Source organism: Haladaptatus marinus, assembly GCF_051194195.1.
The window spans coordinates 254,388-269,637 of sequence record NZ_JBLZNK010000006.1 but is presented as its reverse complement, the minus strand read 5'-3'; the positions used below and the strand labels follow the sequence as shown (position 1 = coordinate 269,637).

Annotated in this window: 14 protein-coding genes; 3 read left to right on the top strand and 11 right to left on the bottom strand. The window is 50.4% G+C overall.

All coding sequences use genetic code 11. The features are described 5' to 3' along the window. Positions 1-38: 38 nt before the first annotated feature. Together ACN2TU_RS21275 and ACN2TU_RS21270 are read left to right on the top strand one after the other, a co-directional pair. The gene (locus ACN2TU_RS21275; RefSeq protein WP_435158250.1) at positions 39-197 is read left to right on the top strand and encodes a hypothetical protein; all 159 of its coding nucleotides are present in this window, start codon (positions 39-41) and stop codon (positions 195-197) included. 2 nt (positions 198-199) lie between these two features. Further along, positions 200-637: a cupin domain-containing protein gene (locus ACN2TU_RS21270; protein ID WP_435158249.1), complete on the top strand. Its 438-nt coding sequence runs from the start codon at positions 200-202 to the stop codon at positions 635-637. Between the two features lie 75 nt (positions 638-712). On the opposite strand, the gene ACN2TU_RS21265 is transcribed toward ACN2TU_RS21270, so the two are convergent. The 8 genes from ACN2TU_RS21265 to ACN2TU_RS21230 all read right to left on the bottom strand — a co-directional run bounded on the left by ACN2TU_RS21265 (position 713) and on the right by ACN2TU_RS21230 (position 9,685). Further along, a complete protein-coding gene (locus tag ACN2TU_RS21265; protein WP_435158247.1) occupies positions 713-1,861 on the bottom strand; it encodes an acyl-CoA dehydrogenase family protein in 1,149 nt (382 codons plus the stop codon). A gap of 146 nt (positions 1,862-2,007) precedes the next feature. Next, on the bottom strand, positions 2,008-3,174 hold the full coding sequence (locus ACN2TU_RS21260; RefSeq protein WP_435158246.1) for a thiolase family protein: 1,167 nt from the start codon (positions 3,172-3,174) through the stop codon (positions 2,008-2,010). After that, positions 3,171-4,208: a thiolase family protein gene (locus ACN2TU_RS21255; RefSeq protein WP_435158244.1), complete on the bottom strand. Its 1,038-nt coding sequence runs from the start codon at positions 4,206-4,208 to the stop codon at positions 3,171-3,173. The genes ACN2TU_RS21260 and ACN2TU_RS21255 overlap by 4 nt, the downstream gene beginning before the upstream one ends. A 127-nt stretch (positions 4,209-4,335) precedes the next feature. Further along, positions 4,336-4,827, bottom strand: a complete 492-nt coding sequence (locus ACN2TU_RS21250) for a Zn-ribbon domain-containing OB-fold protein (RefSeq protein ID WP_435158243.1) — start codon at positions 4,825-4,827, stop codon at positions 4,336-4,338. Positions 4,828-5,012: 185 nt separating this feature from the next. Then, positions 5,013-5,774: an SDR family NAD(P)-dependent oxidoreductase gene (locus ACN2TU_RS21245; RefSeq protein WP_435158242.1), complete on the bottom strand. Its 762-nt coding sequence runs from the start codon at positions 5,772-5,774 to the stop codon at positions 5,013-5,015. 258 nt (positions 5,775-6,032) lie between these two features. After that, positions 6,033-7,664 carry a class I adenylate-forming enzyme family protein gene (locus ACN2TU_RS21240; RefSeq protein WP_435158241.1) on the bottom strand — a complete coding sequence of 544 codons (1,632 nt, stop codon included), beginning with the start codon at positions 7,662-7,664 and terminating at the stop codon, positions 6,033-6,035. A gap of 383 nt (positions 7,665-8,047) precedes the next feature. Beyond that, the gene (locus tag ACN2TU_RS21235) at positions 8,048-8,500 is read right to left on the bottom strand and encodes a nuclear transport factor 2 family protein (RefSeq protein WP_435158240.1); all 453 of its coding nucleotides are present in this window, start codon (positions 8,498-8,500) and stop codon (positions 8,048-8,050) included. A gap of 240 nt (positions 8,501-8,740) precedes the next feature. After that, the gene (locus ACN2TU_RS21230; protein ID WP_435158239.1) at positions 8,741-9,685 is read right to left on the bottom strand and encodes an amidohydrolase family protein; all 945 of its coding nucleotides are present in this window, start codon (positions 9,683-9,685) and stop codon (positions 8,741-8,743) included. Between the two features lie 122 nt (positions 9,686-9,807). On the opposite strand from ACN2TU_RS21230, the gene ACN2TU_RS21225 reads away from it, so the two are divergent. After that, positions 9,808-10,209: an acyl-CoA thioesterase gene (locus tag ACN2TU_RS21225; protein WP_435158238.1), complete on the top strand. Its 402-nt coding sequence runs from the start codon at positions 9,808-9,810 to the stop codon at positions 10,207-10,209. 256 nt (positions 10,210-10,465) lie between these two features. Here the strand turns inward: ACN2TU_RS21225 and ACN2TU_RS21220 are convergent, their stop codons facing one another. From ACN2TU_RS21220 to ACN2TU_RS21210, 3 genes are all read right to left on the bottom strand, one after another. Beyond that, positions 10,466-11,641, bottom strand: a complete 1,176-nt coding sequence (locus tag ACN2TU_RS21220; protein ID WP_435158237.1) for an acyl-CoA dehydrogenase family protein — start codon at positions 11,639-11,641, stop codon at positions 10,466-10,468. Positions 11,642-13,135: 1,494 nt separating this feature from the next. After that, a complete protein-coding gene (locus ACN2TU_RS21215; RefSeq protein WP_435158236.1) occupies positions 13,136-14,767 on the bottom strand; it encodes a class I adenylate-forming enzyme family protein in 1,632 nt (543 codons plus the stop codon). A gap of 299 nt (positions 14,768-15,066) precedes the next feature. After that, complete coding sequence (locus ACN2TU_RS21210) at positions 15,067-15,249, bottom strand: 3-hydroxyacyl-CoA dehydrogenase family protein (RefSeq protein ID WP_435158429.1); 183 nt, start codon at positions 15,247-15,249, stop codon at positions 15,067-15,069. Position 15,250: the final 1 nt, after the last annotated feature.

The following is a 15,250-nucleotide window of genomic DNA, read 5'->3' as shown; positions in this document are numbered from 1 at the left end:
AGCACATAGAGATATCTGCTCAAGACCCCAAAACGGGTATGCTACAGTCACCATACGATATCGACTACTACCCCAACTGCGGACTAGACATATTTGAGATGCATAGAATCAAAGGGATGTACGACGACATGGATACTGACGACATCACCAATCATGCACGCTATAATGACAATCTCGAAGAAATCTGGACGGAGTAAATATGGACTTTCTCAACGATGAGCAGACACCCAAAGACGCCCTCTGGGTCGCCCACACCGACGATGTACCTCTCGTCGACCTGAGCGAACGCGATGACGTTACACCTGACGTGAGCACCCGGCCTGTGGACGAAGTATTGGGTCTCACCGAGGTGGGGGCAAAGCTCTGGTACTTTGAACCAGGTGACGAAATTGGATACCATGCCCACCCTGAAGAGGAGGAGCTATATTACATCGTCCAAGGTCAATTTTCACTGAAACTCGGCGATCCGGACGATCCGACTTACGAGACCGTTGGGCCAGGCACGTTCTATGCGGCTGGCCCCCACGAACCACACGGCCATCGATGCGTCGGTGACGAGCGGGGAGTCATACTAGCAGTAGGCGCTCCCGGGGACGCCAGTGACGCGGTGCTGGATCCCCACCAGATGGAGCGGTAGGTTTCACCACCACCGGAGAGGAATAGATTCATTACTAAATCCTACTGAGACAATAATCGTACTTCAGATCGTCTGTTACTTATACAGGTGATTAGCAATAACCGTCCGATTCACCTCGTTCGTACCCTCATAGATCTGGGCGCCCTTCGCCTCGCGCATATAACGCTCGACGGGATAGTCCGTCGAGTAGCCTCGTGATCCGTGGATCTGAACTGCCTCGGTGGCGGCATCCATAGCGGCATCACTTGCAAACGTCTTGGCTATTGCAGCTTCTTGGCTCACTCGCTTGTCCTGGTCGCGACGTTCGGCGGCTTGATAGGTGAGCAAACGTGCCGCCTCAAGGTCCATCTTCATATCGGCTAGCTTGAATGACACACCCTGAAAGTCACGGATAGGCTGGCCAAACTGTTCACGTTCATCAGCGAACTCGGCACTGGCGTCTAACGATCCTTGGGTAATACCCACACCCTGAGCCGCAACGCCGATACGACCCACGTCCAGCGCCGCCATAATATACTTGAACCCATTGCCTTCTTCACCGACAAGATTCTCTACGGGGACTCGCAGATCATCGAATTCAATCTCGCTCTCGACGACGGCATCACCCTCCATGCACGGAATATCCCGGACAATGTTGAACCCCTCCTTCTCCTGGGGGTTCGGGATCGCAATGATACTGACGTCCTCGTGGCTTCCTGTTTGCTCGGTTCGGGCAACGACAAAGACGAAATCAGCCACCGCACCGTGGGAAGTCCAGACTTTGTGTCCGTTGAGGATGTATTCGTCTCCGTCGCGCCTTGCGGTGGTTTCTAGGGCGTTTGCATCACTTCCGGCCTGTGGCTCCGTAAGTGACACAGCAGTCACTTGATTTTCAGTAAAGATGTCGGTGAGCCACTCCTCGCGCTGCCATTCAGTAGCGAATTCAACAAGTGTATGGCCGACCAGGCCACAGGACAGTGACACCACACCTGCCGGGATTTTCCAGACGCGACTCAATTCCTCGACAGTAATGACAAATGATCGGTAGTCAAGTCCCTCACCTCCGTACTCCTTTGGAATAGTAATGCCGTACAGGCCTGCTTCGCCGAGCTCATCGATGAGTTCGAGCGGGAATTGACCCTCATTCTCATACTCCTCAACGACCGGTTCGATTTCAGATTCGACGAATTGTCGGACACGTTGACGATGCTCGCTGTGCCGATCTTCCAAACCAATAGTTGACATATCCTGGAATTCCTCCGGACTGTTCAAAAGGTAGTGGAGCAGTCGCTTATACCTTGTGTCAGTAGTAGGTGGCATCAAGCGAAAAGTCGGTTTCAATGGTTTACCCAACGAAAATCAGGGTACTTGGAGGCGCAAAGATCGAAGGGTCAGTCTGTCGAAAATACGGCAAGCTGATGGAATTGGCCGAGATTCGCACCCCATGAATGCGCCAGACCACGTTTTGGGGTGCCGACCTGTCGGTCTCCTGCTTGACCCATGAGTTGGAGTGCGAGTTCGGCGTGGCGTGATAGTGACGCGCAGATACCAGAGTTCGTACATAGAACTCCCCCAGAGGGGTTGAATGGAATATCGCCATCCCGAGCAGTTGCCCCCTCCCGGACGAGGTGTTTCGCCTGGCCCTTCTCACAGATCCCCAAGGCTTCGTACTCCATTAACTCGAACGGAATATAGGGATTGAATGTCTCGGCGATATCCAGTTCTTCACGAGGATCCTTGATGCCAGCTTCGTTGTACACGCGGTCGGCTAGTGTATGAAGCTTTGGGAACCACTCATAGGTTCGATAGCCTGAGGAGAATGTGTTGCTGATGCTGTTGATAGCGTCGACCCAAACCGGCGTATCTGCGAGGTCTCGTGCAACATTCTCACTTGCCATTACTATGGCTGATGATCCCGAGGAGACCGGACAAACCATCAACCGGTGTAGTGGCCATGCGACAATGGGCGAATCGAGAATGTCGTCGACGGTCTTTGACTCATTGCGGTGAGCGTACGGATTTAGCGCGGCAGATTCGTAGTTCTGAGCGGCCACTCTCGCGAAGTCCTCCTCGGTTGGTCCAAAGGCGTCCATATATGCCGAACTAGGCAGTGCACCCATCTGGATGGCAGTAATGTAATTGCGCTCGAACAGTGGCTCCGCAGCCGTGTTCATCACCTGTTGGCCTTCCAGCACCGAGTCAAACGTCGGTGAGCCATATACTACGGCGATGTCGTACGTTCCAGAAGCAAGGTACTCGTAGGCTGCCTTGACGCCGCTTCCACCGGCCGTCCCACCGGTATTGATGCTGAGCACAGGAATATTGTCACCCATGCCAAGCACCTCTAGCGTTCGTTCAACGCGGAAAGTGCCCTCAAATCCGTCGACAGTTGTGAACATGGTAGCGTCGACGTCTTCAGGATCAACGTTTGCGTGGTTTAGCGCGGAATCGATAGCAGAGTATGCCTGTTCGTCCTTGGACCTCGTTGCATTAAGATGGTGGGTGAACGAGTCAGGTTCGGAATAGCCAACTCCTACGACGGCGACATCCCGGGTCATGATGCACCCCCTTCGAGGACAAGAACAGCATCTGTCCGCCCCGGTTCCCCCAGATGAAGGTCGTTGTCCGCAACAACGACCCGGTCGGCGCCAACGTCCTTGATAGCTTGTGCTGCCGCAATGGTTCGATAGATACCACCAGCGTTCGGTGGGTTCGTTGCGAGTGGACCACCCGAGAGATTGACAGGGAGATCCCCGTCTGGTGCAGTAACGCCATTTCGAAGGAGCGTCGCACCGTCACCGTTGTCACAGAACCCGAGTGCCTCGTAACCTAGCAATTCGAAGGAGGGAGTGGGTCCGGCAATTTCGGCTGCGTCAACGTCGGAGGGTTTGATACCGGCACCTTCGTAGGCTGCCTTCGCCGCACTTCGCAGTGCTGGCTGGTTAAGTCGCTCATCGAAGTCCCTGTAGCCATACTGACTGCTATTGATCCCGATCCCGGTGAGCCACACTGGATCGATACTAAGTTCGGCAGCTTTCTCCTCGGACACGAGGATGAGGACGGCCGCGCCGTATGATACCGGTCCAATCATGAGTTCGCGGAGCGGTCCGACTACTGTGTCGGATTCACAGATGTCAGCTTTCGTGTACTGCTCACGCCGGTGGGCCGTGGGGTTCTCACTGGCTGCGGTATAGTTTTTGGCGGCGGTGCGGGCTAAGTCATCGACTGTAACATCACGGCGCTCTAAGTGAGCGTTTGTCAGAATACCGTATGACTGGAGGTGGTCCTGTCCGATAGGACGGGCGTACAGCGGTTCCTGACTGATATGGCTCACCATACGGTGTTCTGTTTGGACTGTATCAGCTGCCACTACCGAGACGACGTCGGCCTTTCCCGCGCGAATCTTCGCTACCGCTTGGTGGATGCCAGCACCACCGCCGTTCTGGATGCGCATCACAGGTTTCTCGTAACCGCCTGCGGGAGTCACCTTCATACCGCTGCTAATGGCTGCTCCGTCGAAGGCGTCTTGGTCGGTCAGCACGAGTGCGTCTAAGTCATCGCGAGTGATGCCAGCTCGATCGAAGGCTCGCATCGAAATCTCCGATGTTATTTCTCTTGCAGACATATTCACCTCTTGCCGGAAACCCTCTACCGCGTGGGCTGCTATCGCTACATTAGTCATAGTTTACTCCATTTATTGGCTAGATTCGTCTTTCGTATCATGCAATCGGTCGGAAATACTCGATATCTCTAATGTCGCCTTTGCGCTCGTTAGCCCACACTGGCTCGACAGCCGTACCCTTCTCAACGCTCCCGATGAGATCATGAGGATCTTCGTACTCGATGTCGTCGAGAAAATGCAGTAGACAGGTAGCCGATTCCCCGAGCCGGATGACACCAGTCATATACGGTGGTTCGGGCATGTTCCGAAACTCAAAGAAACAGACCGTGTAGCTCTCGAGAACTCCACGCTGTTCGACTTCGACCCATTCATCGGCTTCAACGAAGCACTCATCACAGACGGATCGTGGCGGTACGAACACGTCGCCACACTCCGGACATTTGGTTCCAAGAATAAGTTTTTCTTCGAGTCCATCAAAGAACCGCTTATTCGTCTCGCCGATGTTGAGACTGAAGTCCAAATCCCAGTGGAACGACTTTTTGTACTCAGGATGCTTTGGTGCAGATTGGGCTGGCTGATCGTTCGGCATCTCTAATCATATTTCAATGTGCGGGTAATCGATAAAAGCCTTTTGACGACTTAGTCCGATCATTTCACCTATCGATTGGATATGAGTCAACACGTACTGAACATTTGTTGCCGCCTTTCGGTATCTCTCGGATCTAATCAACCTATTTTGCACTCGCGTGAATCCAATTCAAACGCGTTGGTGTATTATTGGGAGAGGAATCCACCCTCGACAGCGAGGGTGTGACCCGTTACACGAGAGGATAAGTCTGAGCCCAAGAACAATACCGCGTTTGCGATTTCTTCGGGTTGGGCAAGTCCTCCCATGGGTTCCATCGCACGGAATTGCTCTTCCATCTCTGGGTTTTCTTTCATGATATTGTTAACCATCGGTGTTTCAACGAGGCCGGGCGCAATAGCATTCGCTCGTATTCCATCTGTTGCGAATTCGAGTGCTGCACTCTTCGTTATAAGGCTCACACCTGCCTTGGAGGCACCATACCCGCTGTATTGGGGTACTGCAACTTGCCCACCAATCGAGGACGTGCTGATGATGCTACCACCACCGTACTCTAGCATCGCCTCAATACCATATTTCAATCCAAGCCATACTCCTTTAAGATTCACATCAATGACTTTGTCGAAACCGTCCTCGTCATAATCAACAATATTATCTAATGGCCCATCAATGCCTGCGTTATTGAACAGTACATCAATTCCATCAAACGCTTCTATACATGTGGTGATCATGTTTTGGATGTCCTCTTTTTGAGAAACATCTGTTTCAACAAAAACCGCATTAGCACCCATGTCTTCGATCTCACTCACAGTGGCATGACCGCCTTCAACATTAACATCAGCAACTACGATGTCGGCACCCTCTTCGGCGAACCTGAGAGCCGTCGCTTTGCCGATCCCTTGAGAACCTCCAGTAATTACCGCTGCCTTACCGTCCACTAACTTGCTCATTTTTAATCCGGATATATACTCGGTGGCAAATGATTAAATGGTTTTGGTCATTTTTTGATATATGTCCAAACCGGGTTACTTCTCGCTGACTACCACCGATTCTGAACGTTACTCCATTCAACTCAGCATTTGAATTCGGATTAGTACTAAAATGTCTAATGACCAATTTCAGGAAGCATATTTTTGAATAGTATGGTGTTGAAAATTTCGCTCGTCCTTTAATGTTCGATCGGCGGATGAAAATGCAGTGGAGTTAGCTTAGACTTCGCGAACCCGATTGGCCTCGTCAACGTCCCAGTCTTCAACCTCTTCACGGACGATCTTACCAGTTGCAGACCGCGGGAAGTCATCGGGATGGACGGTGTTGATGTAATGTGGGAGTTTGTAGTTCGCGATATCTTTCTTTAACATCTCCATGAGTTCATCGGTGTCAACCTCATCGGGGTTGAACGTGCTAATAATCGCTCTCGGCACTTCCCCCCACTTTTCGTGGGAGACACGAACAACGGTTGCCTCTTCAATTTCTTCGTGTCTAAGGAGAACTTTCTCAATTTCTGCTGGATAGATGTTCTCCCCTCCGCTCTTGATCAGGTACTTCCTCCGGTTGACGAAGCTATAGGTACCGTCGTCATTGTAAACAAAGATGTCGCCGGTTCGGAACCATCCGTCCTTGAAGTCTTCCTCGTTTGCCTCTGGATTGTTTATATATCCACTACACAGCGTCGGACCACGAGCCGCAAGTTCACCTCGCCCTTCAACCTCATTCCAGTCTTCGTCAATGAGTTTCAGATCGACGAACGAGGATTCTACTTTCGCGAGATCATCATCGTCGGGCAGAACTCCAACAGCGATATTGTTTCCGGCACTGAGTACGTTTGCGTCCTCAGTTGCTCCGTAAGAGTTCGTAAATGGCATATCGAACTTCTCGGTTACGCGCTTGACCTTCTTCGGATCGACAAGGTCGACTAACGCCCCGATTTCCCGGATTTCTCGCATATCCTCGGTATCAATGTCGTTCTCCTCCAGATAGTCAAGGAATCGGTTGATGACGCCAGGGAGCAAAAACAACCAGCCGATTCCTCCCTTATCTTTCTCAAGGAGGATGTCAACGATACGCTCGGTATCGAATCCATTTGGCGGATAATAAGTTCCACCCAGGGAGAATACCGCCGGGAGGGCGTCCGCCGAGATGATGTGGAACAACGGTGCCCATGCAATCCAGCCATCACCCTTCTGAAGATTCCAGTCGATGGTGTATGTGTAGCCTCGAGCGAGCCAAGCTCGATGACTAATGACGACACCCTTTGGAAGACCAGTTGTACCAGAAGTGTATAGCACTACCAGACCCTGTTCAGGATCTACTCGATAATCGGGTGCCGGCTCATCGGTCGTGCCTTTTTCGATCAACGTTTCATAGTCGATACCTGAGTCTCCCCCGTCAAGATGGATGATTTCTGGTGGATCGTCAAGACCCTCCCTGATCCAATTCGCTTTCTCTTCATATTGTTCGGAGACAATGAGTGCATCGGGCTCGACCAGGCTAGCACAATGGACTAATTCCCCCTCCTCAAGTCGCCAGTTAAGCGCGGGAACGAGGAAACCGACTTTTGCGGCAGCAAAGTATGGTTCAATATACTCGCCTCGATTCTCTGCGAGGACAGCTATCCTAGCGTTTCCCTTCTCATACCCCCGCTCTAAAAGAGAATTAGCTAACGCATTGACTCGTTCATTGAACTCGGCGTATGTAACCTCTCGCCCGGGTTCGCTCACTGCGACGTTGTCAGCATACATCCGCGCTGCTTTCCGCATTAGGTCACCGACGTTGAAATGCCGAGACTGTTCGATGAACGACTCCTGGTCTTCGATACCGAGATCGAAATTGTAGTTCATACGTATTTTTCATTGCAATCATTAAGTATAAACTTTTGCCCTGTTCCGCCACATTGATTAATTCGATTAGGTATATTCATACTATTTTTCAAAATCAAAGAAAATTATTGTAGCGGACAGACGTACTGTATGTCTGGCACTGGTAAACAGGACTCGTCTCCCGTTCGACTTGAGCAACGGCCAGTTATCTCGATCCAACGTTGGTTGCCCAGATCATAAAAATCAAGTGACAACAAGTATTCGGATAGCGGTAGTATTTTCAATCGTAATAAAATCGAACGGACGACTTACCGGTGTCGGTTCATGACTATTGATTAATAATATTATATATTAACTATTGGATTTAAAAAGTATTTATTGGAGGTAGCTATTAAATGGGGCCTTTAGATAGCCATCGGTTCCTCGACCCAACCCTCGTCGTAGGGCGAGAAGTATTTTGAATCGTAAGTAAGCTTCTCGATAAACCATTCATCATCACTTTTCACGAATTCGACCTCATAAAACCCGGCGAGCCACGCCGCACCCATTTCTTCAATGTGGCCCAGGTCGAGGAAGTGCCAGCGACCCGTCGCGGTGTCACCGTCCACAGTTATCCACGGGTTGATAGCTAGATGGAACGAGTCGAGAATACCGGTTTCGCCCTCGATGTACCCTTCGAGGAAATCTTCGACTTCGTCTTGTCCATCATAGAACCCGAATTCACCATAATCAATAGCACAGTCCTCGTGGAGTAGTTCGAGAACCCCATCGAGGTCGTGTTCGTCCATCCTCAGCATGTAACAATGCATGAGGTTTGATACCGTTAGGATCGCCGCAGGGTTGTCTACTTCTCGCATGGTACCGCCTAAACCCTTACTTTGCAAACATAAATAAGTTTTGTACGTAGCGCTCGAACTTCCTACCATATTGTAGTTGCAGCATAGCTGCACTCAAATGAGAAATTACGCTATTCAGCACCCATATTTCACTGGGCGAGTATAATCGAATATTGTCAGAATACCATCCTTGATCCATTCGTTTTCCGATACTGATGAGATGAAAGGTAATCCCAATCTGACGGTGACTTACTTTAGCGGCTAACCGTCCAGCCCAAGGAGATGGTCGGTGTTCTTCCCGAGCAAGTGTTCAATCTCCTCATTCTCGAATCTTGGCGCCTTCTCACGAGTAGTTAGCCCACGGATATTTTCAAGCCACTCTTCTTTCGGATGAACCGGATCAAACGCTGGATCATCAGTTCCAAAGTGCATCCGATCCCCCCCGACAGCGTCCATCAGCTGCCGAACCGCAGTAGCGAACTCGTCGGGGCGTTCTTTGCACCGCTCTTGCCAACCGGAGATATCGATATGGAGTTGCGCGTTAACTTTCGACCGGGCGACTGCGAGAAGATCACGCCACCACTCAAACGACATATGTGCCGCGATAATGGGTAAGTCGGGGAAGTCGCTTAGAACCTCATCAAGATTCGTCGGGTGAGAGTATTTACTGTATAATGGGGCAAAGACGGGTCCAGTGTCGGTTAAGACGGGCACATCATGCCGCTGAGCCACTTCCAGTAACCGATAAGTCTCTTTGTCGTGGTGGTAAAACCCGGCTGTCGGATGGAGTTTCAATCCGTCCATTTTCCACTCTCCGAGTGCCGTTTCGATATGCTTGGCCGCGTCAGGACGACGCGGGTCAATGGTGGCGAACGTCGAAATGCGGTCAGAGTGATCGTCACGAAACTCTGCCATAAGGCGATTGACCTCTTGGATTGGAGTGTCTGGCTCACCGAGTGCTAGGCCGAAGTCAACCCCAAACACGACTTGGTGATCAATGTCCGCCTCGTCCATTCGTTCAAGCAATTTATTCCCCGTTGGATCCCAGTATGTTGGAAGGTACGACTCGCGGATACGTTCCGGATCAACCGAATTCCCTTTCTTCTCGTTTTCGCGAACGGCGATATCGACGAAAGCGTCCCAAAACCTTTCTGGGAGCCAATCTTCCGCCCATAGATGCGAGTGGATGTCGACAACTCTAGTCATGTTATAAAGCGAACAAGCCCTCACAGTGTGGAAAAAGTTTCGGTGGTCGGGTCTGCTCGACGGCGGCCACACTGATACCCGGAAGCGAAAACAGTTTTACCCGTTGGGAAGAGGATGCAAATATGGCGTTTGAGTTCACATGGACGATCTACGCAGGGGACACAGACTACTCCGAACGAATCTGCACACCGGTCGTCGTTGACTACGTCGTGAGAACGCTCCAAGAGTTTCGGTCATCTATCGGATTCACAAACAAGCGGTTCCAACATGAGGCCTACATTCCCCCTGCACGGAACGTTGACATCGACTACCTCGCACCAATCTGGGCTGACGATGAGCTTACGATCACACTTGACCCATCGATTGGGACTACCTCGATGACCTACGAGCTGACGGGGACGACAGAGCGGAGTCATGCCGTCGAAGGATCACTTACTACTGTCTTCGTCGATTCAAACAGTGGAGAACCGATTCCAATTCCAGAGGAGTTTCGTGATAATGTCGAGTCGTTCCTATCAGAGTGACGATTGCGCGGTTGGCTTGAAAAATCCACGATGACGTTCGAAGAGTCACACCCCATGTAAAGGACACAGGTTTTGACCACGATGAGCGAGCTCATATAAAATAATTGATAATTTCTATGTACTCGATATACTCCACGAGATTCTGCGAAGGGATAGACCCGACGCAGCTGTCGAGCGGATGTTCAACGCGAGCGCCTCCAACACACCTAGAACCGCCCTAGGCGACTTCATCGATCCGAACCACGTACGTCACTGTTCATGTTCCGTAAGAACGGGGCAAGCCGAGGACGTTCTGGCCGATGTGATTGAGAATCATCTCCTCGGACACCGGACCAGTGCGCTGATGGCGAGCGACGCCCCAGCAAGCCGCAATACCCATTTCACTGCTCGCAGACATTCCACCGTACGTCGTCATCGACGCTTCGCAGGCTTCCCAAGCAGCCTTACAGGCGAGATAGTTGGCGATATTCGACGTCTCGCCTACGTCGCCAACTTGTTCGTCGTACTGCCAAGCCGCCTTACGCAATTCTGTACGGGCTGACTCCATTTTGGCGTGTGATTCCGCCAACGGATGCTGAATCGCTTGGTGGGCACCGATAGGCTCATCCCAGACTTCACGGTTCTTTGCGTACTGGATAGCCTTGTCCAACGCCTCTTTTCCTGCACCCCATGCCGACAGTGCGGCGGTAATGCGTTCAACGTTAAGCATACTGAAAATCTGGTACATGCCAGATCCAACCTCGCCCAGTATCTGGCCCTCATGGACTCGTAGGTCATCGATAAATAAATCGTAGGTTGGTTCAGTGTAGTAGAGGTCTAGCGGAATCTCACTGTACTCAATACCATCAGCTTCTGGGTCAACGATGAACATCGTCATCCCGTCAAATTTGCTGTCGACCTCCTCACGAGGAGAAGTTCTGGTCATCAACAACAGTTGGTCCGCAAACTCCATACCGGAGATCCATTGTTTGCGGCCATTGATGTCGTACGCATCGCCATCCTTTTCAGCCGTTGTAGTCGTATTTGCGGTATTCAGACCTGCGTTGGGTTCGGTCATACCCAGCGCCCAGACATCCTTGCCGTTGGCAATGTTTGGCAGGTACGACTCCTTTTGATGTTCAGTCCCGTTCTCAACAATGCTAATTCCGCCGAAGACGGTACTCATCGTGAATCGAAACGTCGTCTCCCAGGCGTGGGACTCACACAGTGCTTCAAGGATGACAACGGTATCGAAAAGGCTCAACCCTTGCCCATCGTACTCTTCTGGCAGTGGCGCTCCAAACCAGCCGCCAGCAGCCAGATCATCAAAGATTTCAGTGGGTGGTCGACGTTGTTCGTGAACATCCTGCCAGTAATCATCGCCGTATTGTTCAGCGATGTCTTTTACTGCACTCTTCATCATCTCGTGTTCGCGTGACAACTGGAAGTCCATCGGATATCATACTGATTCATCTAATACCAGTAAAGTGTATTGTCTACTGAGGCCGGATGTCGCTATCGAACCTGTTAGAATCGATTTTTACTCCACAGTCTCGACACTGATAATTGTTTCACAAAGTTACACCACAATTTTCAGAACAATGATGCCAACTTGACATTCTTTGATGGCCTTACTACAAGGATTTCAGGTTTAGAAAATATTCGCTTCCTCCGAAAACCAATGTTCCTATCTTTTGTCTAATTCTATTGACTCCACTATAACACCAACGACTGGTTTTGCGTGTTTTGTTGAGAATGGAGTAAAACTGTCAATTAGATAATGTCGCCAGACGAAGTGAGTTCGGTATTACCGAAATAGATAGTTTTGTTTTATTCGATATAAAAATTCGAATTATTGAATTAATCTTATTTGGAAGATAACGCTACATTGCCGATAAAGGGATGGAATGGCACTGCATTCGACAAAGGCATACTCTGACCATCTTAGAAGGAGTATTCATTTAGAGATCGTATGCGTAAACTGGAAAACACTACTTTGTCAGACGATAACAATACCCAAGTTCACTCCGGTATTTCCGGACTTCGTCTCTACGGATAAAGCCAGCTTTCACAGCCCATTCCGTTTCTATATGAATGTCCTCCTCATCAATAAGTGAGAAATCGGAGCGAGTAAACGCCATATTGGTCTCAACAAGAGTACTAGAAATATTAAAAAGTGACAATTTAGCTTATGATAAATCGATTTTAAGCTGCTTATGAAATAGTATCCCTGTCTTTGCTGACTCCGTCAAAAGGGCTGACAGAATCAACTGGCAATCGATGTATTCGAAAACCCATTACAAGCCTAAGAATGTAAAGCACCTATAGCTTCGTTATCAAACCGGGACTGTGTTGGAGCTTCGACTCTCCCAACATATGCTCACCATAGGAGACCACATCTGAACAGAGAGCCACTAGATCCCCCTCACAGTATCCGACAATTCCGGAGAATATTTTGATGGAATTGGAGTGACAAAGGCTCTTAATTTGACTCGAGCTATCTTTAAAGGCCTTATCAGGCACTAATCTTGATTCGGTATTAGCGGATTCCGTTTGTCCATTTGCAACAAATTATTTGAAAGTACACACCTTCATTCATTTCCAATAGAATATCAGACGGCCAGTCCCCTGGCTCTTATCCCGAGAAAACATTTCAAAGTCGCTGTTTAGGCGACCGGGTAGCAAATCCGATCACAGAAAACTGACGTATTATTTTAAATATAAAATTTCTTTTTACATAGTACAAAAAATAAATATTAATTAATAAGCCACTTCGGTCTTCGAATTGAAAGGACGAATATATTCTCAGTCCTCCTATTTGCTCTACAACAGAGTGCTAACCCAGTAGTCACGAACCAATCCCGACTCTTCGTGAAGAGACTAGCAAGCCGACCATAGTCCCACCGCGATGGTCAGCGGATGGAGATGCTTATAGAAGCATGGACTTTCAAACTTCACGAACCCGTTCGTCGTCGGATATCTCCCACCCCTCGACTTCTGCGCGGACGATCTTTCCCGTCGCTGACCGATCGAACGCTGTTGGATCAACGAATTTGATGTAATGTGGTAGTTTGTAGCGCGCAAGTTGTTCATCGACCATCTCCATCAACTCCGATCGGAGAGTATCAGGGTCGTCGATATCAGCGACAGCAACGATAACCCTTGGGACTTCGCCCCAATCTGGATCGTCAGCACGCACGACGATTACCTCTTCGACAGCGTCGTGCTTGGTGATAATCGCCTCAATTTCTGCGGGATAAACGTTCTCTCCGCCCGGCTTGATAAGGTATTTCCGTCGACTGACGAAGCTGTAGGTGCCGTCACCATGGCGCTCGAAGATGTCGCCGGTTCGGAACCATCCGTTCCTGAAATCCTCCCGGTTTGTCTTCGGATTCCGGATGTACCCGCTACATAGTGATGGCCCCCGAAGGGCCATTTCGCCCTGTTTGGCGTCAGTATCGTTCCACCGCTCATCGACGAATTTAATATCGATGAGTGAGGTTTCGTGCTTCCTGAGTATCTCCGCATCCGGGGAGACACTGATAGGAATCTTACTCCCGGAGGCGGCATGTCCATCCTCTGCTGCCCCGTAGGTGTTCTGAAAGGGTGCGTCAAGGAGTTTGGTTATGCGCTCGATTCGCTCGGCTTCGATCATGTCTGGAAGTGCACCAATTGTGCGGATTTCCGGGAAATCGGCAGCGTAAAGTCCTCGCTCTTCAATATGGTCTGAGATGCGTTCGACCACGCCGGGAACGAGAAACAGCCAACTGATCGGTCGTGAAGATTCGAGGAGGACAGTGACGATTCGTTCTGGATCAAAGCCGTTGATCGGGTAGTATGTACCGCAATGGACGGCCGTGAGGCCGATCCAAGTCAAACCCGCGGGGTGAAACATCGGACCCCAAGCTGGATAGTTGTCTCCCCGTTCTAATTCGTAGTCGATGCTGATCTGGACGACCCGGCTTAGTATCGACCGGTGACTGACAACAACCCCCTTTGGCAGTCCGGTCGTACCGGACGTGTTAAAAATCGCAAAGCCTTGTTCGGGGTCGACGCGTTCGTCGGGAAGGGGTTCAACCGGCTCACCTTCGTCCACGAAATCCGCGTAGGGGATGTCACCATTACCGTCGTAACCGACGATTTCGAGAGTCTCGTCGATGTCTTCGGTTATCCAGCCCGCTTGTTCTGTGAACCGTTCGGAAACTACAAGAACGTCTACATCAACCAGGTCGGCACAGTGAATGAGTTCTTCACGCTCAAGGCGCCAGTTCAACGTCGCTAGCAGACAACCAAGTTTCGCGCAGGCATATGCGAGCGTCACCGTTTCACCACGATTTTCGGAAAGGACTGCAACCGTTGATTCAAGAGGGACACACCCTCGATCGCACAACGCATTTGCGAGGCGATCTGACCGTCTATCGAGTTCGGCATATGTCTGCTCCTGCTCAGATTCACTCACAGCGATGCGGTCAGGATACATTCGTGCGGTTTTTCGGAGTTGGTCCCCGAGCGTGAACGAGCGTGACTGCCGGATGAATGCCTCCTGATCGGGGACGCCAAGTTCGAAGTTGAATTCCATTGTCTTCATAGAAGTGATCAAGTGCTGTTAAAGTATCGTTCAACCTAAATCGTGAGAAAGTATCAACCGAAACGAGTGGTATCCAGGCGTTCGCTATAGTGATGCCCTTGTATCACCCTGAACCCGTCTTGGTGGAACACAATCGGGATTTCGACTTCGAAAACACCCAACAGGCTGTCTGCACCCAATTTGTCCCTTTCACACATTATTGCCAAAATAATTTCATTTACTTTGAGTCAGAGTTATAAACTCCCGTTCTTGACTCAGGCCACAAGAGTCTAGAAAGGATCGTATCACAGTTAATCCGTCACTTCGTGACGCTGGCGAAGAACCTCGAGAATACGGACGTTCCCCACGTCGCTCGCTAATTGGGTTGGCTCGCTCGGAAAACCAGCACCGCGCATCACTGCCACATCAATCTCATCAGAGAGTGCGACGTCTGCTGCGACGAGGTTCCCGGTTTTGTTCACGACCGCGGCGATG

Excerpts from the sequence above, each read along its gene's own strand:
- ACN2TU_RS21270 (WP_435158249.1), top strand. The coding sequence starts at position 200 with ATGGACTTTCTCAACGATGAGCAGACACCCAAAGACGCCCTCTGGGTC.
- ACN2TU_RS21215 (WP_435158236.1), bottom strand. The coding sequence starts at position 14,767 with ATGGAATTCAACTTCGAACTTGGCGTCCCCGATCAGGAGGCATTCATC.
- ACN2TU_RS21275 (WP_435158250.1), top strand. The coding sequence starts at position 39 with ATGCTACAGTCACCATACGATATCGACTACTACCCCAACTGCGGACTA.
- ACN2TU_RS21230 (WP_435158239.1), bottom strand. The coding sequence starts at position 9,685 with ATGACTAGAGTTGTCGACATCCACTCGCATCTATGGGCGGAAGATTGG.
- ACN2TU_RS21220 (WP_435158237.1), bottom strand. The coding sequence starts at position 11,641 with ATGGACTTCCAGTTGTCACGCGAACACGAGATGATGAAGAGTGCAGTA.
- ACN2TU_RS21245 (WP_435158242.1), bottom strand. The coding sequence starts at position 5,774 with ATGAGCAAGTTAGTGGACGGTAAGGCAGCGGTAATTACTGGAGGTTCT.
- ACN2TU_RS21240 (WP_435158241.1), bottom strand. The coding sequence starts at position 7,664 with ATGAACTACAATTTCGATCTCGGTATCGAAGACCAGGAGTCGTTCATC.
- ACN2TU_RS21265 (WP_435158247.1), bottom strand. The coding sequence starts at position 1,861 with ATGTCAACTATTGGTTTGGAAGATCGGCACAGCGAGCATCGTCAACGT.
- ACN2TU_RS21235 (WP_435158240.1), bottom strand. The coding sequence starts at position 8,500 with ATGCGAGAAGTAGACAACCCTGCGGCGATCCTAACGGTATCAAACCTC.
- ACN2TU_RS21225 (WP_435158238.1), top strand. The coding sequence starts at position 9,808 with ATGGCGTTTGAGTTCACATGGACGATCTACGCAGGGGACACAGACTAC.
- ACN2TU_RS21260 (WP_435158246.1), bottom strand. The coding sequence starts at position 3,174 with ATGACCCGGGATGTCGCCGTCGTAGGAGTTGGCTATTCCGAACCTGAC.
- ACN2TU_RS21255 (WP_435158244.1), bottom strand. The coding sequence starts at position 4,208 with ATGCGAGCCTTCGATCGAGCTGGCATCACTCGCGATGACTTAGACGCA.
- ACN2TU_RS21250 (WP_435158243.1), bottom strand. The coding sequence starts at position 4,827 with ATGCCGAACGATCAGCCAGCCCAATCTGCACCAAAGCATCCTGAGTAC.